18 protein-coding genes and 1 pseudogene are annotated in these 20,917 nt (G+C 72.8%); 10 read left to right on the forward strand and 9 right to left on the reverse strand.

The window, feature by feature from the left end; translation table 11 throughout:
• Positions 1 to 7 precede the first annotated feature (7 nt).
• The 3 genes from ACIHEJ_RS29360 to ACIHEJ_RS29370 all read right to left on the reverse strand — a co-directional run bounded on the left by ACIHEJ_RS29360 (position 8) and on the right by ACIHEJ_RS29370 (position 2,684).
• On the reverse strand, positions 8 to 805 hold the full coding sequence (locus ACIHEJ_RS29360) for an SAM-dependent methyltransferase (RefSeq protein WP_400140047.1): 798 nt from the start codon (positions 803 to 805) through the stop codon (positions 8 to 10).
• Positions 806 to 854: 49 nt separating this feature from the next.
• The gene (locus tag ACIHEJ_RS29365) at positions 855 to 1,586 is read right to left on the reverse strand and encodes a GNAT family N-acetyltransferase (protein WP_400140049.1); all 732 of its coding nucleotides are present in this window, start codon (positions 1,584 to 1,586) and stop codon (positions 855 to 857) included.
• A gap of 363 nt (positions 1,587 to 1,949) precedes the next feature.
• Positions 1,950 to 2,684, reverse strand: a complete 735-nt coding sequence (locus ACIHEJ_RS29370) for an ATP-binding protein (protein ID WP_400140051.1) — start codon at positions 2,682 to 2,684, stop codon at positions 1,950 to 1,952.
• A gap of 352 nt (positions 2,685 to 3,036) precedes the next feature.
• Here ACIHEJ_RS29370 and ACIHEJ_RS29375 point away from each other — a divergent pair, with 352 nt between their 5' ends.
• The 4 genes from ACIHEJ_RS29375 (at position 3,037) to ACIHEJ_RS29390 (ending at position 6,031) form a co-directional block, all read left to right on the forward strand.
• Entirely contained in the window at positions 3,037 to 3,912 is an 876-nt protein-coding gene (locus ACIHEJ_RS29375) for a helix-turn-helix domain-containing protein (RefSeq protein WP_400140053.1), read from the forward strand.
• Positions 3,913 to 3,979: 67 nt separating this feature from the next.
• The gene (locus ACIHEJ_RS29380; RefSeq protein WP_400140055.1) at positions 3,980 to 4,795 is read left to right on the forward strand and encodes an SAM-dependent methyltransferase; all 816 of its coding nucleotides are present in this window, start codon (positions 3,980 to 3,982) and stop codon (positions 4,793 to 4,795) included.
• 98 nt (positions 4,796 to 4,893) lie between these two features.
• The gene (locus tag ACIHEJ_RS29385) at positions 4,894 to 5,358 is read left to right on the forward strand and encodes an SRPBCC domain-containing protein (RefSeq protein ID WP_400140057.1); all 465 of its coding nucleotides are present in this window, start codon (positions 4,894 to 4,896) and stop codon (positions 5,356 to 5,358) included.
• A gap of 172 nt (positions 5,359 to 5,530) precedes the next feature.
• Positions 5,531 to 6,031, forward strand: a complete 501-nt coding sequence (locus ACIHEJ_RS29390) for a hypothetical protein (RefSeq protein ID WP_400140059.1) — start codon at positions 5,531 to 5,533, stop codon at positions 6,029 to 6,031.
• A 60-nt stretch (positions 6,032 to 6,091) separates the two neighbouring features.
• On the opposite strand, the gene ACIHEJ_RS29395 is transcribed toward ACIHEJ_RS29390, so the two are convergent.
• Positions 6,092 to 7,180 (reverse strand): glycerophosphodiester phosphodiesterase family protein, encoded by a 1,089-nt coding sequence (locus tag ACIHEJ_RS29395; RefSeq protein ID WP_400140061.1) that lies wholly within the window; start codon positions 7,178 to 7,180, stop codon positions 6,092 to 6,094.
• 113 nt (positions 7,181 to 7,293) lie between these two features.
• Complete coding sequence (locus ACIHEJ_RS29400) at positions 7,294 to 8,451, reverse strand: PP2C family protein-serine/threonine phosphatase (RefSeq protein WP_400140063.1); 1,158 nt, start codon at positions 8,449 to 8,451, stop codon at positions 7,294 to 7,296.
• A 75-nt stretch (positions 8,452 to 8,526) separates the two neighbouring features.
• Between ACIHEJ_RS29400 and ACIHEJ_RS29405 the strand changes: the two are divergent.
• The 4 genes and pseudogenes from ACIHEJ_RS29405 to ACIHEJ_RS29420 all read left to right on the forward strand — a co-directional run.
• Positions 8,527 to 8,667, forward strand: a pseudogene (locus ACIHEJ_RS29405) (hypothetical protein); the annotation flags it as partial.
• 126 nt (positions 8,668 to 8,793) lie between these two features.
• Positions 8,794 to 9,477, forward strand: coding sequence for a hypothetical protein (locus tag ACIHEJ_RS29410; RefSeq protein ID WP_400140065.1), 684 nt, complete (start codon positions 8,794 to 8,796; stop codon positions 9,475 to 9,477).
• On the forward strand, positions 9,474 to 9,749 hold the full coding sequence (locus ACIHEJ_RS29415; protein WP_400140067.1) for a BON domain-containing protein: 276 nt from the start codon (positions 9,474 to 9,476) through the stop codon (positions 9,747 to 9,749). The genes ACIHEJ_RS29410 and ACIHEJ_RS29415 overlap by 4 nt, the downstream gene beginning before the upstream one ends.
• On the forward strand, positions 9,746 to 10,477 hold the full coding sequence (locus tag ACIHEJ_RS29420) for a metallophosphoesterase (RefSeq protein WP_400140069.1): 732 nt from the start codon (positions 9,746 to 9,748) through the stop codon (positions 10,475 to 10,477). Before ACIHEJ_RS29415 ends, ACIHEJ_RS29420 begins: the two co-directional genes overlap by 4 nt.
• Before the next feature lie 138 nt (positions 10,478 to 10,615).
• Here ACIHEJ_RS29420 and ACIHEJ_RS29425 read toward each other — a convergent pair whose 3' ends face one another.
• The 4 genes from ACIHEJ_RS29425 to ACIHEJ_RS29440 form a co-directional block, all read right to left on the reverse strand.
• Complete coding sequence (locus ACIHEJ_RS29425) at positions 10,616 to 11,863, reverse strand: MFS transporter (RefSeq protein ID WP_400140261.1); 1,248 nt, start codon at positions 11,861 to 11,863, stop codon at positions 10,616 to 10,618.
• 541 nt (positions 11,864 to 12,404) lie between these two features.
• A complete protein-coding gene (locus ACIHEJ_RS29430) occupies positions 12,405 to 13,394 on the reverse strand; it encodes an aldo/keto reductase (protein ID WP_400140071.1) in 990 nt (329 codons plus the stop codon).
• 176 nt (positions 13,395 to 13,570) lie between these two features.
• Positions 13,571 to 14,863, reverse strand: coding sequence for an MFS transporter (locus ACIHEJ_RS29435; protein ID WP_400140073.1), 1,293 nt, complete (start codon positions 14,861 to 14,863; stop codon positions 13,571 to 13,573).
• A 50-nt stretch (positions 14,864 to 14,913) separates the two neighbouring features.
• On the reverse strand, positions 14,914 to 15,672 hold the full coding sequence (locus tag ACIHEJ_RS29440) for a GntR family transcriptional regulator (protein ID WP_400140075.1): 759 nt from the start codon (positions 15,670 to 15,672) through the stop codon (positions 14,914 to 14,916).
• 532 nt (positions 15,673 to 16,204) lie between these two features.
• Here ACIHEJ_RS29440 and ACIHEJ_RS29445 point away from each other — a divergent pair.
• Positions 16,205 to 17,092: a hypothetical protein gene (locus ACIHEJ_RS29445; protein WP_400140077.1), complete on the forward strand. Its 888-nt coding sequence runs from the start codon at positions 16,205 to 16,207 to the stop codon at positions 17,090 to 17,092.
• Positions 17,093 to 17,440: 348 nt separating this feature from the next.
• Complete coding sequence (locus tag ACIHEJ_RS29450; RefSeq protein WP_400140079.1) at positions 17,441 to 20,815, forward strand: pyruvate carboxylase; 3,375 nt, start codon at positions 17,441 to 17,443, stop codon at positions 20,813 to 20,815.
• Positions 20,816 to 20,917: the final 102 nt, after the last annotated feature.

The following is a 20,917-nucleotide window of genomic DNA, read 5'->3' on the forward strand; positions in this document are numbered from 1 at the left end:
GCCCGAGTCAGGGCTTGCGGGCCACCCCCACGTACACCGGCTGTTCGTGCGCGACCCGCATCCCCGGCTCGGGCCGCCAGTCCGTGGCCGGGACGACGCCCGGCGCGCACAGCTCCAGGCCGTCGAAGAACCGGACCACCTCGGCGTGCGAGCGCGCCCGGACCTGGGTGCCTCCCGAGCGGTAGACGGCGGCGATCCGCTCCCACACCTCCGGGTCGAACTCGGCACTGACGTGGGAGAGCACGAGATGGCTGCCGGAGGGCAGCGGGTCCAGCAGGGTCCGGACGATGCCGTACGGGTCCTGCTCGTCGGTGACGAACGGCAGCAGCGCGATCAGTGACAGGCCGACGGGCCGGGTGAGGTCCAGATGCTCGCGCGCGTACTCCACGATCCGCTCCGGTTCCCGGACGTCGGCGTGCACATAGGCGGTGCGGCCCTCGGGCCTGCCCTGCAGCAGCGCCTCCGCGTGACGCAGCACGATCGGGTCGTTGTCCGCGTACACCACCCGGGAGCTCGGTGTGACGGCCTGCACGACCTGGTGCAGGTTCGGCTCGGTGGGGATCCCGGTGCCCACGTCCAGGAACTGTGCGACGCCCTGGTCGGCGACGAACCGGGCGGCCCGGTGCATGAACTCGCGATTGGCCCACGCCGTGTCCTTGGCGCCGGGGAAGAACGTCAGCACCTGGCTCGCGGCGTCGGCGTCGACCGGGTAGTGGTCCTTGCCGTCCAGGTACCAGTCGTACATGCGGGCGGAGTGCGGCTTGCCGGTGTCGATGCGGTCCGGGCTGAATCCGGTGTCTGTCACGTCGGCTCTCCGTGGTGTGTCGTCCGGGGGGGGTGGCGCTGCGTGTCCGTCAGGTGGTCCGATGGTGCTCGTCGTCCGAAGCCGGCTCCGGTGCTCCGCGGCAGCGGGAGGCCGTCTCGGTGTCGTGCCGGTGCCAGACGGCTTCGACCACACGGCCGTCGGGCAAGGTGTGCCGGCGCGGCCCCCGGTCCGGGGCGAAACCGGCGCGGGCCAGGGCCGTCCGGCTCGCGGTGTTCCCCGGCTCGGCGCCCGCCCGGACCGTCACCAGCCCGGCGTGCGTGTGCCCCAGCACCGTGCCCGCGCCGAACAGCTCCGTGCCCAGACCCTGGCCGCGGCAGCCCGGCGCCAGCCAGCCGCCCGTCTCGCCCGACCGGGGATCCAGCTCGAGGGCTCCGGCGTAGCCCAGGTCCCGTCGGCGCACACACACCAGGAGCATCGGGCCGCCGGGCTCGGGCACGTACGGCTCGGCCAGCTCCGGCGGGATCCGGCGGCCGTCGTCGCCGGCCGGCCGCCACTCCAGCAGGGCCCGGCGGACGCCCGGGTCGGGCAGGACCCGGTCCGCCCGGGTACCGAGCCACCGCTGTGCCTCCGCGTCGGCGCACGCGGCGAGCGCCGCGGCCACGTCGAGGCGGGTCCGCGGCGTGAACAGCAGCAGCCGCTCGGTGGCCAGGACATGCCGGCCCGGCTCGCACCGCCCGGGCACCGGGAGCCCGGACGCGGGGCGTTCGGCCGTGGGGCGTTCGTACCTGGTACGGCCGCGGCGGATGAGCGACCAGACCATGAAACCCCCGGCGGAACGGCCCGCGTGGCGGAACCGGAGCCCGTACGGGACGGGCGACCTGCCGCCGACGGATGCGGACGCCCCGCACCGGCGGTGAATCTACCGGGGAGCGGAGCCGGTTGTCGTACCGGCTTACCGGGCCGGCACGGATCGGGGCGGGGCGGGGCGGGACGGCGGCTTGTGGTGACAGCGTGTCAGCCGGCCTGTTCCTGCGGCCCCGGCTTGGGACGGGTGCGGGTCCAGGACGGGTCGGCGGCCGGGGCGGGCGTCGGGGCGGTGCCGTGCGTGGGAAGGCTGGAGTGCATGGGGATCCTTCGGACGAGTGGGGGACGGTCCGGGGTGGGGGGCGGTGGGGGCGACCGGTCAGGAGCGGCCGGAGGGCAGTTCCGCCCGGACGACATGGGCGGGGCGGCCCGGCACGGGTGCCACGCCCCAGTCGAGGCTCAGCGCGTCGACCAGGAACAGTCCGCGCCCGTGCGGGTCCTCGGGCCCGGGGCGGCGGACGGCCGGGAGCCCGCGCCCCCCGTCCTGGTCCTCGACCTCGATCCGTATGCGGTCCGCCACGTCGTGCAGCCGGCACACGATCCGCTCACCGGCCGTGTGCACGAGTGCGTTCGTGACCAGCTCGGAGGCGACCAGGACCGCATCGTCCCGGGGGTCCTCCGGCACGCCCCAGGCGGTGAGCAGGTCGGCCACGATCCGGCGGGCCGTGCCCACGGCCGCCGGTGCGGCCGGCAGGTCGAAGGCGGCGGCGGAGCCGGGGAGCGGCGCCCCGGGGGCGAGCCGGCCGGGGCCGTCGGTGCCGGGGAGCCGGCCGGGACGCTCGCCTCCGGGTGGTGGGAAGGCGCCGGCCCCGTCCACGGCGTCCGGGACGGCGCCGGGCGCGGGGTGCGGGACGGGGTGCGGACGGTCCGCGCCGGCCGGGGCCGTGGCGGTACCGCGCCCGCCGTCCGCGGCCGGGCGTGCGGACGTGGTGTTCTGTGCGGCCCTGCGGGAGGGCTCGCCCTCGTCAGGGACCCGGTGCGGGCGCGGCACCGCGGGCCGGCGCACCGCGCCGTGTTCCAGCGGCGCGTGATCCGGTCTCCGGTCCTCGGGCATGCGGGGGAGCGGTCGGGGGAGGGAGGGCGGAGCCATCGCCGTGCGCCTTTCGTCCGGCGTCGGGTGGGGGGTGTCGCCGTCGGGTCGGCCGGCCGCTCGCGCAGCAGACGACACGCCGCCTCCCCGGAGGCCCTGGTGCGGCCCGATCTCCCCAACCCGGCCGTGCCGCCTGCTCCTTGGGTCGGCCGGAGCAGTGGGTCCACTGTGGCACCTGCCAACAACCACTCGCAACCAGCAAGTTGAAATTTGCAAGTGGCCACATGCAGCGGCTTCCGCCGGAACGTGATCGAATGGGCCGGGCGAGGCGAACCTGTGCGACGGTGTCCCCGGGACCTGGTGAGGGGGGTGGGACGTGACCGCGGAGACCGACTGGGGCGGCGCCCCCTCCGTCCTGCGCATGATCCTCGGCCGGCAACTGGAGGAGCTGCGCACCCGGGCCGGTCTGAGCTACGCCGAGGCGGGCGCGGCCATCGGGGTCAGCCACTCCACGATCCGCCGCATGGAGGCCGCCAAGGTGGCCCGGCTGCGGCTCGCGGACGCCGAGAAACTGCTCCAGGTCTACGGCGTCACCGATCAGGAGGAGATCGACGCCTTCGTGCAGTCGGTGCGCGAGGCCAACAAACGCGGCTGGTGGCACCCCTACCGCGATGTGATGCCCGACTGGTTCGCCGCCTACCTCAGCCTGGAACAGGCCGCGTCGCAGATCCGCGCGTACGAGAACCAGTTCGTGCACGGCCTGCTGCAGACCGAGGACTACGCGCGCGCCCTGCTGGACGCGATCGATCCCCATGCCTCCGCCGACGCCACCGAACGCCGGGTCGCCCTGCGCCTACGACGGCAGGAACTGCTGGCCCGGGAAGGGCCGCCGCGGCTGTGGGTGATGATGGACGAGACCGTGCTGCGCCGGCCGGTCGGCGGTCCCGAGGTGATGCGCGCGCAGATCGACCGCCTCGTGGAACTCAACCGGCTGCCCCACGTCACCGTGCAGATCATGCCGTACGCCAACGGCCCGCACCCGGCGATGCGGGCGGGAGCGTTCCACCTCTTCCGGTTCCGCGCCCCCGAACTGCCTGACATCGTGTACCTCAGCGGTCTGGTCGGCGCCGTGTACCTGGACAAGGGCGACGACGTCGTGGTGTACCGCGAAGCCCTGGACCGGCTGGGCGCACAGGCCGCGCCCGCCCGGAAGACCGAGACCCTGCTCGGCGCGATCCGCAAGGAGCTGTGAGGTGCACCCGTCGCGCCCCGCTCGCGCCGAGCCCCGACCGCATTCGACCCGAAGGGGAGACACGGCGTTGCCCGACAACGGATGGCCGGCCGACCGGATCGACACCGAGAACGCCCACTCCGCCCGCATCTACGACTACATACTCGGCGGCAAGGACTACTACCCCGCCGACAAGGAGGCGGGCGACGCCATGTCCCGGGAGTGGCCCGCGCTCCCGGTCCACATGCGCGCCAACCGCGACTGGATGAACCGTGCCGTGCGCTGGCTCGCCGAGGAGGCGGGCATGCGCCAGTTCCTGGACATCGGCACCGGCATCCCGACCTCGCCCAACCTGCACGAGATCGCCCAGGCCGTGGCCCCCGAATCCCGGGTGGTGTACGTCGACAACGACCCGATCGTGCTCACCCTCTCGCAGGGCCTGCTCGCCAGCGCGCCCGAGGGCCGCACCTCCTACATCGAGGCCGACTTCCGCGACCCGGCGGCCATTCTGAACGCCCCCGAGCTGCGCGAGACGCTGGATCTGGAGCGACCGGTCGCGCTCACGGTGATCGCCATCGTCCAGTTCATGCTCGACGAGGACGACGCGGTCGGTGTCGTACGCCGGCTGCTGGAGCCGCTGCCCTCGGGCAGCCACCTGGCCATGTCCATCGGCACCGCCGAGTTCGCACCCGAGGAGGTGGGCCGCGTCGCACGCGAGTACGCGGCCCGCGACATGCCTATGCGGCTGCGCACCCTGGACGAGGCCCACGAGTTCTTCGAGGGCCTGCAGGTGGTCGATCCGGGCATCGTCCAGGTGCACAAGTGGCACCCCGACGGCACCGGCGAGCAGGGCATCCGCGACGAGGACATCGCGATGTACGGCGCGGTCGCCCGCAAGCCCTGACCGCCTCCGGAGGCCGGGGTCCGGCCCGTCCGCCGGGCCCCGGCGTGTTCCTGTCGCACGACCGGACGGGCCGGGACCCGGGCCGCTAGCGTGAGCCCATGTACGCCACCCGAGTCACCCGCCGGGTCCAGGCGCCCCCGGCCGCCGTCTACCGGGCCCTGACCGATCCGGAGGCGGTCGCGGCCTGGCGGGTCCCCGACGGGATGACCGCGCACGTCCACACCTTCGAGGCCCGGCCGGGCGGCGCCTTCCGGATCTCCCTCACCTACGACGACCCCTCCCGCAGCGGCAAGTCCGGCGGCCGCACGGACACCTACCACGGCCACTTCGCCCGGCTCGTGCCCGACGCCCTGGTGGTCGAGGTGCTCGCGTTCGAGAGCGACGACGACACCCTGCGCGCCCCCATGACCATGACGACGACGCTGACGGCGGCCGACGGCGGCACGGAGGTGGAGATCCTGCACGAGGGCGTCCCCGACACCGTCCCCCGCGAGGACAACGAGCGCGGCACCCGCACGGCCCTCGACCACCTCGCCCTTCTGGTGGAGAAACAGAACCGGTGAATTGGCCGGATGAATGCGCTGTGGGTCCTGAATGCGACGCAACCGTTCCGGAGTTGCCGCGTGCGGCGAATTCACCGGCGGGAAGCGGAACCGCCTTCGCGGAAATGCGGTCTTAAGGTCCGTCGAAGGCCGGGATGAACCCGGTCGCGAAGAATCCGGGGGAATCAGAATTATGTCCGTCCGCAGCCGCAAGACCCTGATCACCGCACTGGCCCTCACCGGCGGCCTCACCCTGGCCGCCGTGACGCCCGCCCTCGCCGGCACCGCCGCGAGTCACACCCCGCGCGCCGCCGCCGTTTCCGGCGCCCAGGGCGACCCGCGCAACGTCACCCAGCACGTGGCCGACTTCTACGGCGCCTACATCGACGCCGTCTGGGCCACCGACGACCGGTCCGCGGGCGACGCCGCCAAGGCGCTCCGTGCCTTCTACCTCTCCGCCGCGACCCAGAAGAAGGTCGCCGCCTTCGAGAAGAAGGAGCACGCCGACGGCATCCTCTTCGCGCAGAACGTGCCGGTGAAGTGGAGCGTGGCCTACACCGGTTCCGGCGCGGGCCACGCCACCAGCAGGGTCACCCTCACCTGGAGCGACGGCAAGCACCCCGAGGTCAGCCGGATCGACGTCCAGTCCGACCTGAAGACCCGGAAGATCACCGACCTCAAGCCGGTGCGCTGACGGGACGCGCGGCCCCGCCGCGCCCCACTCGGGGCGGGGCCGCACGTCCACCGCGCCGGTTCAGCCCCGGCCGCGCGGGAGGTACGGACGGGGCAGCGGCATCCCCCGGTCGGCCATGAGCTGCCGGACGTGATCGGGGTAGTCCGTGATGATGCCGTCGACACCGAGGTCCATGAGCGCGTCCACGGTCGCCGGGTCGTCACAGGTCCACGGCACCACCTTCAGCCCGCGCGCGTGCGCCTCGGCGACCATCGCCGCGTCGGAGTAGAAGCGGAAGCCGGGGTCGCCGACCTTGCCGGTCTGCGGGAAGCCGTAGTTGGGGGAGAGGGTCGTGACGCCGGGCAGGGTCGCGGCGGCCCTGACGAAGTCCCCGCCGTAGTCGTCCGCGTCGATCCCGCCCAGCCACGGGGACGCGCCGGGACGGCCGACCTCCAGGAAGTCGTAGTTCGTCAGCGCCACCAGCGGCCACGTGGGCGCCAGGCGGTGCATCACCTTCAGCGCGCCCCAGTCGAAGGACTCGACGGTGACCTGCCGTTCGATCCCGGAGCGGTGGATCTCCTCGTACACCCGGCGCACGAACACCTCGCGGGGCGCGGTCTGTTCGGGCGAGGCCGCCTCGACCTTGGTCTCGACGTTCAGCTTCAGACCCCAGGCGTGGTACCTCTCGACCAGGTTCAGGACGTCCTTCAGCTGCACCATCCGGAAGCCCTCGACGACCTCCTGATCGGGGAAGCCGGGCAGTTGCCGGTACCCGCAGTCCAGCGTCCTGATCTGAGTCAGCGTCAGATCCTTGATGTACTTGCCGACGTAGGGGTACATCGGGTCGCCCGGGGTGACCGGTCCGGTGTCCCGGCACTTGACGCCGCTGATCTGCCGGTCGTGGTTGACGACGACCTTCAGGTCCTTGGTGATCTGGGTGTCCAGCTCCAGTGTGGACACCCCGAGCCGCATGGCCTTGCCGAAGCCCTGCAACGACTCCTCGGTGGTCATGCCGAGACCGCCGCGGTGCGCCTGGAGATCGAACCGGGCCCGGTGGTGCTGCGCCGTGCCGGGCGGGCCGCCGGGGGCCGCCTGTGCCGCGGCCGGGAACGCGAGCGCCGGCACCAGGGCCAGGCCGGCGAGCAGGTGTCGTAAGGATCGCAAGGGCATTGGGGAACCTCCCTGTCGGGGCCGCGCAGATTCTCGCAACGGTCCCGTCGGGTCGGCCACCCGCCGGGCTGAACGCAGGCGCAAGGGGAGTTGAACTCGGGTCGGGCGCGGGGTCAGTGCCGGCCGGATCCCTGCCGCAGGGCGTCACGGCCGTGGTGGTGACGGTGGCGGTCGGCGGCCGTGCGGTGCACCGCGATCAACGCGGCGTCGTCGTCGAGCCGGCCGCCGACATGGGCGAGCAGATCGCGCCGCACATGGTGCATCAGCGCCTCGGGGCTCTCGTCGGTCCAGCGTGCCACCCGCTCGGCGAGCGGATAGAACCGGCCGCGGGCGTCCCGGGCCTCCACCACGCCGTCGGTGTACAGCAGCAGTGTGTCGCCGGGCTCGAAGGAGACGACGTCCAGCGTGTGCTCGGAGTCCGCGTGCACCCCCAGCGGCGGTGACGGATGCAGGCTCGGGACCGACACGGCGTGGCCGGGGCTGAGCAGCAGCGGTGGCGGATGCCCGCAACTGGTCATCCGGGTCACCGACTCGCGGTCCGGGATCTCCATCAGCAGGGCCGTGGCGAACCGCTCGCCCGCCTCCTCCGGCGGATCCAGCTCGGCCGAGTACCGCGTGACGCTCTGCTCCAGCGTGACGGCCAGCTCCGGCAGCGGGATGTGCCGGTGCGCGCTCTCCCGGAAGCCCCCGAGCAGCAGGGCCGCCTCCCCGATGGCGGACAGGCCCTTGCCGCGCACGTCGCCGATGAGCACGCGGACGCCGCTCTCGTACCGGGTCGCCGCGTACAGGTCGCCGCCGATCTGCGCCTCGTCCTCGGCGGCCAGGTACAGCGAGGCGATGCGCAGCGGTCCGATGTGTTCGGGCAGCGGCCACATCAGCACGTGCTGGGCGGCCTCGGCGACCGAGCGGACCTGGGCCAGCTGTGCCTGCCGGCGCTCGCGCAGCGCGCTGTAGAGGACGACGAGAACCGACAGCACCGTGAGGGTGATGATCTGCACGATGTGGTTCAGGGTGCCCAGACCGCCGTGCGTGACGCCGATGAGGATCTGCGCGGCGATGGCGAGGGCCCCGACGAAGGCCGTGGTCCGGGGCCCGGCGAAGGACGGCGTGAGCGCGGGCGCGATCACCAGGGCAGGGCCGAGGTGGACGTTGTACGGCGCCTGCATGTCCACCACCGTGATCACCACGATGAGCATGATCGGGAGCAGCAGCAGTGCGTGCGCCGACTGCCAGGGCTGCCGTGCGCCCGTGACCCTGAGCAGGGGACTCATGCCTACCAGCGTGCTCCCGGGCCGGGCGCGACGCACGTCACACCGGAAGAAAGAGTATGGCTTTGCCGGTCGTCCGTGGGCTCCGTCTTCGTCATCGGGGTCGGACTGCTGCTCGTCGGCGTGCTGACCATGCTGCTGATGCGGCGCCGCAGCCCCGCGTTCTTCCACGGGCAGACCCTCACCGCGGGCACCCCGGCGCTGGTCGTGGAGGACTGAGGCCCCACCGCCGCGAGCCCGTCCGCCGGGCGGCGCGTCGTGTCGGTGCGGGCGCGCCGGGTACCCGTACCTCCCCCGGGGCCGCTCCGGTCGTCCGGGGTGCCTGGTGCCGCGAATGGAGAGGTCATGACGCACAAAGGGGAGGACACCGCGCCCGCCCGGCGACCCGACGTCACCGAGCTCCGCCTCGCCACGGAAGGACGGGGTCGCCCGGACGCGCCCGTACCGGAGCCGGATCTGCCGCACGACCGCAGCCAGGCGATCCTGGAGGCGGCCAAACAGGTCGGCGCGCTCCTCAAACGCGCCGGCCACCAGTTCGCGCTCGCCGGAAGCGTGGCCGTCTACGCCCACGGCGGCAGCCGCTACCTGCAGCACGACGCCGACTTCTGCGTCCTGCCCGACGACGCCGACGCGGTGGCCGCCACGCTGACGGAGGCCGGTCTGCCCGTACGGACCCCGCCGGAGGACTGGTTGCTGAAGACCACCTGCCACGGGCAGAACGTCGACATCATCTTCGCGCTCGCGCACGAGCAGGTCGGCAAGGACCTGCTCGACCGGGCCCACGTGCTGCCGGTCGACTCGGTGCTCATGCCCGTGCTCGCCCCGACCGACCTGATCCGCAGCCTGCTCAGCGCCTTCTCGGAGCACTACTGCGACTTCGGCTCGGTCCTCCCGGTGGCCCGCGCGGTCCGGGAGAAGGTCGACTGGGACGAGGTGCGGGCCTGCTGCGGCGATCAGCCCATGCCGGCCGCCTTCCTCTTCCTCCTCGAACGGCTCAACGTGATCGACCCCCAGGAAGGGCAGTCATGACCGACGCAAGCCCGCCGCCGCCCGCGACGGAGAACCTGGACTACCGCGTCGCCCACCTGGCCGACCGGCTGGCCGCCGGCCCCCTCGGGGAACTCGGCGTACGGCTGGAGCTGCGCGGCGACTCCGTCCTGCTCACCGGCACGGTGCCGTCCGCGCAGTGCCGGGACGAGATTCTGCACCTGGCCCGCGAGGACCTGTCCGGGCACCCGGTCCACTGCGACCTGATGATCGCCGGAACCTCCTCGCCCGACCGCGGGGAGGACCTGACATGATCCGCGTCGCGGCCGTGGGGGACATCCACATGGGCCCCGAGAGCCAGGGCACGCTGCGCCCCTCCTTCGAGACGCTGCCCGAGTGCGCCGACGTCCTGCTGCTCGCCGGCGACCTCACCCGGCACGGCACACCGGAGGAGGCCACCGTCGTCGCCCGGGAGATCAAGGACCTCGGCGTCCCGGTCGTCGCCGTCCTGGGCAACCATGACCATCACGACGAGCGGCCCGAGGAGGTCACCGCGATCCTCCGGGACGCGGGCGCGCACGTCCTCGAGGGACAGGCCGCCGTCGTCACCTCGGACGGCGCCACCATCGGCGTGGCCGGGACCAAGGGGTTCGGCGGAGGCTTCGTCGGACGCTGTGCCGGGGAGTTCGGCGAACCGCTGATGAAGGAGTTCGTCCGCTACACCCGCCGGTGCGCCGACGGTCTGTACGGCGCGCTGAAGGAACTGGACGAGTGGAACTGCGACGTGCGGATCGCGCTGACCCACTTCTCACCGGTGCCGGACACGCTGGCCGGGGAGCCGCCGGAGATCTACCCGTTCCTGGGCAGCTACCTGCTCGCGGAGGCGATCGACACCGGCGGCGCCGACCTCGCCGTGCACGGCCACGCCCACGCGGGCACCGAGCACGGCATGACCAGCGGAGGCGTACGCGTCCGCAACGTCGCCCAGCCGGTCATCGGCCAGGCGTTCCACGTGTACAACCTGCCGGACCACGCGCCGTAGCCCTCGGCTCGGGGGCCGTCGGGCGGGCCGGCGTTCCGTCCGCCCGGGCCGCCGGGCCGCCCGTGGTCCGGCCGCGGACGAGCGGGGACCTCTCCCGGGGCGTCCGGCGCCCTGCCGTGGACCGGACGTCCAGGCCCCTCAGGCCGCCGTGCCCAGGGCCTCTCGGCCGGTGAGGTCGCCGTCCTTCGGGGTCACGGACAGCCGCACCGGCACCCCGCGCCGGCGCACCAGAAGGCCCGCGCCGATCGACCCGGCGATCAGCAGACCACCGGCGACCAGGGCACCGCGCGCCCCCGCCCACTGCATGAGCAGGCCCAGCAGCGGCGGCCCGCCGAGGCTCCACACCGTGCCGACGCTGCTCCACACCCCGAGCACCCTGCCCCGCAGGTGCGCGGGCGGGTCGGTCTGCAGCACGGCCGTACCGGCGGTGTCGGAGACGGACTCCACCACGGCCATCGGCAGCACCAGCACCAGCAGCACCGCGAGCGACGGGGACAGCCCCGCCACGACCTGGAGCAGCGCACCGCCCGCCGCGAGCAGCCCCACGGTCCGCACGGACGGCTTGCGCAGCCGGGCCCCGAGGACCGCGCCCAGGATGCCGCCGACGGCGAGGACGGTGGAGACCGTGCCGAACGCCCCGGCGCCGCCCGCGAGCGGTCCGGTGACGAGGACGGCGAGGGTGAGGCCGTAGTTGCGGCCGAAGACGGAGCTGATGCCGGTGATGCCCGCGAGCGCCACCAGACGGGGGCGGCGGACGAAGAAGCGCAGCCCCTCCCGCACGGTCATCTCCGTGCGCGCGGGGGCGGCCGGCTCGGGCGCCGCCGGCTGCTCGGCGGCCCCGTGGACCGGCCGCAGGAACGGCACGACCGACGCCACGAACAGGAACGACAGGCCGTTGGCGGCGTACGCGGAGGCGGTGCCGAGGAAGCCGACGGCCACGCCGGCGAGAGCGGTGCCGGCCAGCCGCCCGGCGCTGTGCACCAGCGCGCCCACGCCGATCGCGGACGGCACGTCCGCCACGGGCACGAGATCGTTGCCGAGCAGTGCGCACGCCGGCCCGTCGACGGTGGCGATGACGCCGGTCACGGCGGCCAGCACCAGCAGGGCCGTCATGTCGATGCGGTCCAGCGCCACCAGCAGGGCCGTGGTGAAGGCGACCGCGCCGAGCAGCGCCTGGCTCACCGCGACCGTCAGCTTCCGGGGCCAGCGGTCCACGGCGGCGCCGCCCAGCAGGCTCACGAACAGCGCGGGCGCCGCCTGCACGGACATCGACAGGCCGGTTGCCGCCGCCGAACCCGTGATCTGCAGCACGAGCAGGTTCTGCACCGTGAGCTGCATCCAGGTGCCGGCATTGGAGACGAAGTTCGCGGCCGACCACCAGCGCATACCGCGGTGGCGCAGGGACCGCCACGGCGAACGCGAGGCGGGGGCGGTGGTGGGCGCGGACGTGGGCAGGGAAGAAGCAGAGGACAAGGCGGGGTACACCAGGGGGCTCGGGAGAGACCGGCGGATCCCGTCGGTCCGGCTGCGCTGCACGGCCGGGCCGCCTGGTCTGGGCTCCGACCAGGGTGGCAGACGGGACGGGCGAGTCGCCGCCCCGGTCTGTGCCGCCGGGGTCGCACCCTCTCCAAGTCACCTGTCGCGCGCGTGCGTTGGCCGCTGAGTGTGCTTCCTCACAGGTCCCGAAGTCCCCTGCGTACCGAGCCGTTCGCCCCGCGGCGCCACCGGCTGCGCGGAGAGCGGCAGCCACAACGGCCACGGAGAAGCAGGCGTGTCCTGCGTCACCACGAACTTCCCCAGCGAGGTGGGCGGCCGGGAAGCCGCCTCCTTCCACGTCTGCTACACCCCCCTGGTCCTGGGGGAGCCGCTGCGGCTGTCCTGACGGTCGCCTGTGCACGCCGCCGCACAGCCGGGCCCCGACAGGGCCCTAGCGATCGACGGCCCGCATCCCCGCCTCGTCGTACCGCTCGCCCGCCACCGAAGGCAGCTCCGCGTCGATGCGGGCCAGATCCTCCTCGGTCAGCTCGATGCCGACCGCGCCGGCGTTCTGCTCCAGGTAGCTGCGCCGCTTGGTGCCCGGGATCGGCACCAGGTCCTCGCCCTGGGCCAGCACCCAGGCGATCGCCAGCTGGGCCGGGGTCACATCCTTCTCGGCGGCGATCTCCTTCACCTTGGCCGCCAGCCGCAGATTCGCCTCCAGGTTGGCGTCGGTGAACCGCGGATTGCTGCGCCGGAAGTCGTTCTCGTCCAGCTCGTCCGGCGAGGTGAAGCGGCCGGCGAGGAAACCACGCCCGAGAGGGGAGTACGGCACGAAGCCGATGCCCAGCTCCCGGCAGGCGGGCAGCACCTCGGCCTCGACGTCCCGCGTCCACAGCGAGTACTCGCTCTGTACGGCGGTCACCGGGTGCACGGCGTGCGCCCGCCGGATGGTCTCCGCGCTCGCCTCGCTCAGCCCGATGTGCCGCACCTTGCCCTCGGCGACCAGCTCGCCCAGCGCGCCGACCGTCTCCTCGATGGGCACGTCCGGGTCGACCCGGTGCTGGTAGTACAGGTCGATGTGGTCGGTGCCGAGCCGCTCGAGCGAGCCGTGGACGGAGCTGCGCACGTGCGCGGCCGAACCGTCCTGCCGGCCGACCGTGCTCATGTCGCCGGGAACGGCGTCGTCCATCCGGTAGTTGAACTTCGTCGCGATCACATACTCGTCGCGGTGTCCCCGTATCGCCTCGCCGACCAGCGACTCGTTGGTGAGCGGGCCGTACACCTGCGCGGTGTCCAGGAAGGTGACACCGAGCTCCAGAGCGCGCCGGATGGTCGCGATGCCCTCGTCCTGGTCGGCGGAGCCGTAGAAGGCGGACATGCCCATGCATCCGAGGCCGATGGCCGACACCTGGAGATCCCGCAGACTGCGCTTCTGCATGAGGGGTCCTTTCCCGCAGACTCGATCGTCGTTCCGTACGGCCCGAGGGGGCCTTCCCCTCCATCTAGCGACGGATGGCGGCCCCCGGCATCCCGTGGCGGGAGGCCCGGTGCGCCGTACGTCCGCGACGCTACGAGCTGGAGCGCGCTCGAAGTCAAGGCACGCTCCGACCGGGCCTACGGTCCGGCCGTACCGGCGGCTCGCACAGGTCGCTCCGCGTGACCACCGGCTCGGTGCGCGGGCAGGGCGCGCATCGTGCGGAGCGGCGACAGGACGGCGGGGAGGAAGCTCAGCGTCATACCGGCCGCACCGATCCACAAGGTGCCCGCCGCTCCGAACACGGAGCCGGAGGCGCCGCCCAGAAGCCCGCCGACAGGAATGCCGGCCCAGGACACGAAGCGAGCGGTCGCGCTCGTCCGGCCCAGAAGCCGGTCCGGTGTCAGGGCCTGCTGCAAGCTCGACTGAGCCACCACGCGCACGACCCCGCCCAGGGAAAGAGCCGCAAGTCCGAGCGCGGCCACGTACACGCTCCACCCCGGTCGTGCCAACGGCATGAGGACGGTCGACGGGCAGGTGAGCAGTGTCGCGAGCCAGATGACCGGACCGTGCCCGACCCGCTGCGAGATCCTCGTCGCCAGCAGTGCGCCGAGCAGGGCGCCGCACCCCATTCCCGACAGAACCAGTCCGATACCGAAAGGCCGGAGACCTGCCTCCCGCTCCAGGAAGACCAGCAACATGGTCTGGTACATGACCAGGAAGAGGTTGAACATCGCATCCCCCAGCAGGACGGCGCGCAGCGCGGGACGTTCGAGGACGAACCTCAGTCCCTCCTTGATCTCGCGCACCAGGTGTGGACGCCCACTCGGCTCCGGCTTCGGTTCACGTCCGTGGATCGTGCAGGCGAGCAGCCCCGACACGGCCATCCCGGCCGCACTCACCAGGAGCGTCGCGGGGGCCCCGACCAGGCCGACCAGCGGCCCCGCCACCGCCGGCCCGCCGATACTGGTCACCGAGCGAATCGCCGAGAGCTTCGAGTTCCCTTCCACGAGACGTCCGCGGCCCACCAGGTGGGGGAGGCAGCTGACGTACGCGACATCGAAGAAGACGGTCAGCACCCCATGAACCAGGGCGACCGCGCAGAGCCACCAGAGGGTGAGCAGGCCGGCCCACGACGCGACCGGCACCGTCAGGAGGACCAGGGCGCGAACGAGATCGGTGCTGATCATCACCCGTAGCTTCCGCGTGCGGTCCACCCAGGCGCCCGCCGGCAGTCCGACCAGGAGTGAGCCTGCCGTCGTCATGGCGGCCAGCAATCCGACCTGGAACTCGTCGGCGTGCAACGCCGCGACGGCGACCAGAGGCAACGCCAGGAAGAGGATCCGGTCGCCGAGTTGACCGAACGCGGTGGCAGCGAACAATCGCCCGAAGTCCCGGTCTCCGAGGAGTCCGAGCCGGGAAGTTCTTGGCATGCGTGTCTCCTGCTTTCGGCGGTGAAGAGCGGCTGCGCTCGTTCCGACGACTACGGACGGTCGACTCCGAACTCGTAGACCACTTCCCGACGCACGTCCGGAACGACCATGTCGGCGGTTTCCACCGGACGCCCGTCGGTGTCGTGGATGGTCCGCTCGATCTGCAGCACGAGGTCCCCGACGCTGATCCCCAGCAGGTTGGCCTGTGCCTGCGTGGCACGAGCCGGGCGCGGCACCTCGACCACGGTCGAGACGACCACGCCGATGGAGCGCATGCGCTCGACCACCCCCTTGCCCGCCAGCGGGCCCTTCTCGGGCAGCATGACCGGCGTGCCCTCGGTGAGGGCCATGGGCTCCCAGGATTCGGAGAGCTGAACGGGCTGCCCTTCGGCGAGGAACTCGTAGTGCGTGGTGACGCAGAGGTCTCCGGGGCTGATCCCGAGCCGCTCGGCGATCGCCTCGGGGGCGGGGACGCGTACCCGGCTGTGGGCGTCCCAGGCGTCGGCCCTGCCCCGCTCCCTCGTCCCGGAGCAGGGGGAGGGGCCGTACGTGCGGTCGCGGTGCCGTGAGCGGACCAGCCGCAGGCGCTCGCGCGGAGTGCGGACGTAGGTACCCGAGCCGGCCCGTCCGTCGACGAGACCGTCGCTGATCAGACGGTCCATGGCCCGCTGCACGACGTTGCGCCCGACCCCGTACTCCTCGGCGAGCCGCGCCCGGGACGGCAGACGCGCACCGATCTCCCACTCTCCCGAGAGGATCCGTGCGCGCAGCACGTCGGCGACGGCGAGGTACGGCGCCTCTCGGGCCATGGGTGTTCCTCCGGTTGTTTCGCTCTGCGGCAGCCGGTCCTTCTCAAGGGGGCGTTGGCAAGCTACTGGACCGGGTGAAAGCTGCTGGAGCAGAAATACTCTCGGCGTTCACGTTCCTGTCGGACGGGGCGGACGGTCTCACGGCTCGCCGGGCAACTGCCCGCCCACCCCGTCGCTTTCGATGCGCGCTCCGGCCCGGCTCTACGGGTTCAGCGCTACCGGCAGCTCGAACAGGTCGTTCTGGGTGACCACCGGCTTGGGAAGACGGATCCGAGGGCGCGGAGGTTGCCTGCCGGGCCCGTGTTCCGGGGGTCGTGGCCCTGTGGGTCTTCCCACAGGCCGGCGCATCCGTGGCGGATCTTGACGCCCGCCTCCGGGCTCGCTGAACTGTCACCGACCGGGCCTCATCGTCACGGAAGGCCCACAACGGAAAAACGCCCTCGCGCGGCCGGACCGCCGCGAGCGGGGCGAAGGGGACGACGGGGGCGATGGAGATGACGGGGGAGCCGAAGGCGACGGGCTGCCGTGCCTCATGACCGTTGAAGGGCGTATCGAGGAGCTCCGCCCGCTGCTCGCTCGCCTGGCCCGGTTCACCGGGCGGACGCTGCGCGGCGAGTGGTACGCCATCGTCGTCCACCCGGTGCGGTGCCTCGCCCGGCGCGGGCTGTCCGGGCTGCTGCTGTCCTTCGTCGCCGCCTTCGCTGTCGTCTTCTTCCACGACATCGCCCAGCACCCGCTCGGCGCGGTGTGGGTACGCGCGCTCGGCGGGGTCAAGGCCGACCAGCCGCTGTGGCTCTCCCTGCTGCGCACCCCGGTGTCGCTGTACGTCCCGGCGCTCGACCTGCCGGTGTGGGGGGGCATCACCCAGTTGTTCCTCGCCTTCGCCTGGGCCGAACTCGTCCTGGGCCGTGCCCGGACCCTCGCGATCGCCTACGCCACCACCCTGGCCGGCACCCTCCTCGCCCGCGTGATGATCGCGCTGGGCCCGGGCTGGTGGGGGTTCGGGCTGCCGCCCGGGTGTGGCCGGCTGCTCGACACGGGACCGTCCGCGGCCGTCGTCGGGCTGTTCACCTATCTCGCGGTGATCGAGCGCGCGCCGGCGGTGTTCACCCTGACGGGCGGTTCGATGGTGTGGGAGTCGATCGCCGTCCCCAACCTGGCCGGCCGCGAGCACCTGATCGCGGTGGGCACGGCGATCGTCCTCGGTCTGCTGCACGGCCGCCGGGAGCGGGTGCGGGCCGTCGTACGGTCCCTGCTGCCCGCCCGGGTCATCGGCCTCGCCCCCGCCGGGCCGCCGCCGCTCCCCGCGTCCGTGCACCTCGGGACCGCGCGCCCCGAGGCCGTGCACACGGGGACGGGTCTCGCTCCCGCGACCGTCGAGCGCCCCGAGAGCGCTGCGATGACGACCCTGGACCGCTAGGCGGTCGTCCGCCGCGGGACCGGCCGGCGTGACTCTTTCAGTCGAGAGTCATCGTGCCCTCGGTGTACCGCATGCCGTACCGCCCGCCGATGACGTTCACCTTCGTCAGATCCATGGCGCCCCCGGCGTTTCGCACGGCGGGGCCGGCGGCGAAGAGGTCCTCGCCCGGAAGGGACCGGTGTGCCCTCGGCGGCGTCCCGCGCGCCTGTGGCGCGGCCCACCCCGGCGATGTGATGGTTTTCGCACGTCGACACGTTCGGGCACCCCCTATGGTTGCCGCGAGGTACGGCAGGGGCGTGGCTGACACCATGGTGTTCGACGCCGGCAGGCAGCTGAAGGGAATCCAGGATGTTCCGCAAGGTGCTGGTCGCCAACCGAGGAGAGATCGCGATCCGCGCGTTCCGGGCGGGCTACGAACTCGGCGCGCGCACCGTCGCCGTGTTCCCGCACGAGGACCGCAATTCGCTGCACCGGCTCAAGGCCGACGAGGCGTACGAGATCGGGGAGCCGGGGCACCCGGTGCGGGCCTACCTCTCCGTCGAGGAGATCGTGGCCGCCGCCCGCCGGGCCGGCGCCGACGCCGTCTACCCGGGTTACGGCTTCCTGTCCGAGAACCCGGAACTGGCCCGCGCCTGCGAGGAGGCGGGCATCACCTTCGTCGGGCCGAGCACGGCCACCCTGGAGCTGACCGGCAACAAGGCCCGCGCGGTCGCCGCCGCCCGCGCGGCCGGCGTGCCCGTGCTCGGCTCCTCCCAGCCCTCCACCGACGTGGACGAACTGGTCCGCGCCGCCGAGGAGATCGGCTTCCCCGTCTTCGTCAAGGCGGTCGCCGGCGGCGGCGGGCGCGGCATGCGCCGCGTGGAGGATCCCGGCCAGCTGCGCGAGTCCATCGAGGCCGCGTCCCGCGAGGCCGACGCCGCGTTCGGTGACCCGACCGTCTTCCTGGAGAAGGCCGTCGTCGACCCGCGCCACATCGAGGTGCAGATCCTCGCCGACGGCGAGGGCAACGTCATCCACCTCTACGAGCGCGACTGTTCGCTCCAGCGCCGTCACCAGAAGGTCATCGAACTGGCCCCCGCGCCCAACCTCGACCCCGAGGTGCGCGCGCGGATCTGCGACGACGCCGTGCGCTTCGCCCGTGAGATCGGCTACCGCAACGCGGGCACCGTCGAGTTCCTGCTCGACCCCGACGGCAACCACGTCTTCATCGAGATGAACCCGCGCATCCAGGTCGAGCACACCGTGACCGAGGAGGTCACCGACGTCGACCTGGTCCAGGCCCAGCTCAGGATCGCCTCCGGCGAGACCCTCGCCGACCTCGGCCTCGCCCAGGACACGATCACCCTGCGCGGTGCCGCCCTGCAGTGCCGTATCACCACCGAGGACCCGGCCAACGGCTTCCGCCCGGACACCGGCCGGATCAGCGCCTACCGCTCGCCGGGCGGCTCCGGCATCCGGCTGGACGGCGGCACCACCCACGCCGGTACCGAGATCAGCGCGCACTTCGACTCGATGCTGGTCAAACTGACCTGCCGGGGCCGGGACTTCAAGGCGGCCGTCGGCCGGGCCCGGCGTGCCGTGGCCGAGTTCCGCATCCGCGGTGTGGCCACCAACATCCCGTTCCTCCAGGCCGTCCTGGACGACCCCGACTTCCAGGCGGGCCGGGTCACCACCTCCTTCATCGAGCAGCGCCCGCACCTGCTGACCGCCCGTCACTCCGCCGACCGCGGCACCAAGCTGCTGACCTTCCTCGCCGACGTGACGGTCAACAAGCCGCACGGCGAACGCCCCGACCTGTTCGACCCCGTCACCAAACTGCCGTCGCCGCCGGCCGGCGAGCCGCCCGCCGGTTCCCGTCAGCGGCTGGTCGACCTCGGCCCCGAGGGCTTCGCCCGGCACCTGCGCGAGTCGCCGACCATCGGCGTCACCGACACCACCTTCCGCGACGCCCACCAGTCCCTGCTCGCCACCCGGGTGCGCACGAAGGACCTGCTCGCCGTCGCCCCGGTCGTCGCCCGCACCCTGCCGGAGCTGCTGTCCCTGGAGTGCTGGGGCGGCGCCACCTACGACGTGGCGCTGCGGTTCCTCGCCGAGGACCCCTGGGAGCGGCTGGCCGCCCTGCGCGAGGCCGTGCCCAACATCTGTCTGCAGATGCTGCTGCGCGGCCGCAACACCGTCGGCTACACCCCCTACCCGACCGAGGTGACCGACGCCTTCGTGGAGGAGGCCGCCGCCACCGGCATCGACATCTTCCGCATCTTCGACGCCCTCAACGACGTCGGCCAGATGCGCCCCGCCATCGACGCAGTACGCGAGACCGGCACGGCGATCGCGGAGGTCGCCCTCTGCTACACCGCCGACCTGAACGACCCCGCCGAGCGGCTCTACACCCTCGACTACTACCTGCGCCTCGCCGAGCAGATCGTCGACGCCGGCGCCCACGTCCTCGCGATCAAGGACATGGCCGGCCTGCTGCGCGCCCCGGCCGCCGCCAAGCTGGTCTCGGCCCTGCGCCGCGAGTTCGACCTGCCCGTGCACCTGCACACGCACGACACGGCGGGCGGTCAGCTGGCCACCTACCTGGCCGCGATCCAGGCGGGAGCCGACGCCGTGGACGGCGCGGTGGCCTCCATGGCCGGTACGACCTCGCAGCCGTCGCTGTCGGCGCTGGTCGCCGCCACCGACCACTCCGAGCGCCCCACCGGCCTCGACCTGCAGGCCGTCGGCGACCTGGAGCCGTACTGGGAGGGCGTCCGGAAGATCTACGCCCCGTTCGAGGCGGGCCTGGCCTCCCCGACCGGCCGGGTCTACCACCACGAGATCCCCGGCGGCCAGCTGTCCAACCTGCGCACGCAGGCCGTCGCCCTCGGCCTCGGCGACCGCTTCGAGGACATCGAGGCGATGTACGCCGCCGCCGACCGCATCCTCGGCCGCCTGGTCAAGGTCACGCCGTCCTCCAAGGTGGTCGGCGACCTCGCCCTGCACCTGGTCGGCGCCGGGGTCTCCCCGGACGCCTTCGAGGCGACCCCCGACAAGTTCGACATCCCCGACTCGGTGATCGGCTTCCTGCGCGGCGAGCTCGGCACCCCGCCCGGCGGCTGGCCCGAGCCGTTCCGCACCAAGGCCCTCCAGGGCCGCGGCGAGCCCAAGCCCGAACCCGAGCTGTCCGCGGAGGACCGCGAGGGGCTGGCCAAGGAGCGCAGGGCCACCCTGAACCGGCTGCTGTTCCCCGGCCCGACCCGCGAGTTCGACGCGCACCGCCAGGCCTTCGGTGACACCAGCGTGCTGGACAGCAAGGCGTTCTTCTACGGCCTGCGCCCGGGCAAGGAGTACGCCGTCGACCTGGACCGCGGGGTCCGGCTGCTGATCGAGCTGCAGGCGGTCGGCGAGGCCGACGAGCGCGGCATGCGCACCGTGATGTCCTCGCTCAACGGTCAGCTGCGCCCGATCCAGGTCCGCGACCGTGCCGCGGCCTCGGACGTGCCGGTGACGGAGAAGGCCGACCGCGCCAACCCCGGCCACGTGGCGGCGCCGTTCGCCGGTGTGGTCACCCTCGTGGTCACCGAGGGTGACGAGGTGGCGGCCGGCGCCACGATCGCCACCATCGAGGCGATGAAGATGGAGGCCACGATCACCGCGCCGAAGGGGGGCCGCGTCTCGCGCCTCGCCATCAACCGGATCCAGCAGGTGGAGGGCGGCGACCTGCTGGTCGAGATCGGCTGAGCAGGCGAACCGATCAGCACCGACGACACGGCCCCGTGACACCGGAAGGTGTCACGGGGCCGACGTCGAGGGCGAGGAGAGCGAAGGGACTGGCGTCGAATC

Origin of the sequence: Streptomyces sp. NPDC052301, from assembly GCF_044593395.1 — a bacterium.
In the GTDB taxonomy this organism is placed as follows: domain Bacteria; phylum Actinomycetota; class Actinomycetes; order Streptomycetales; family Streptomycetaceae; genus Streptomyces.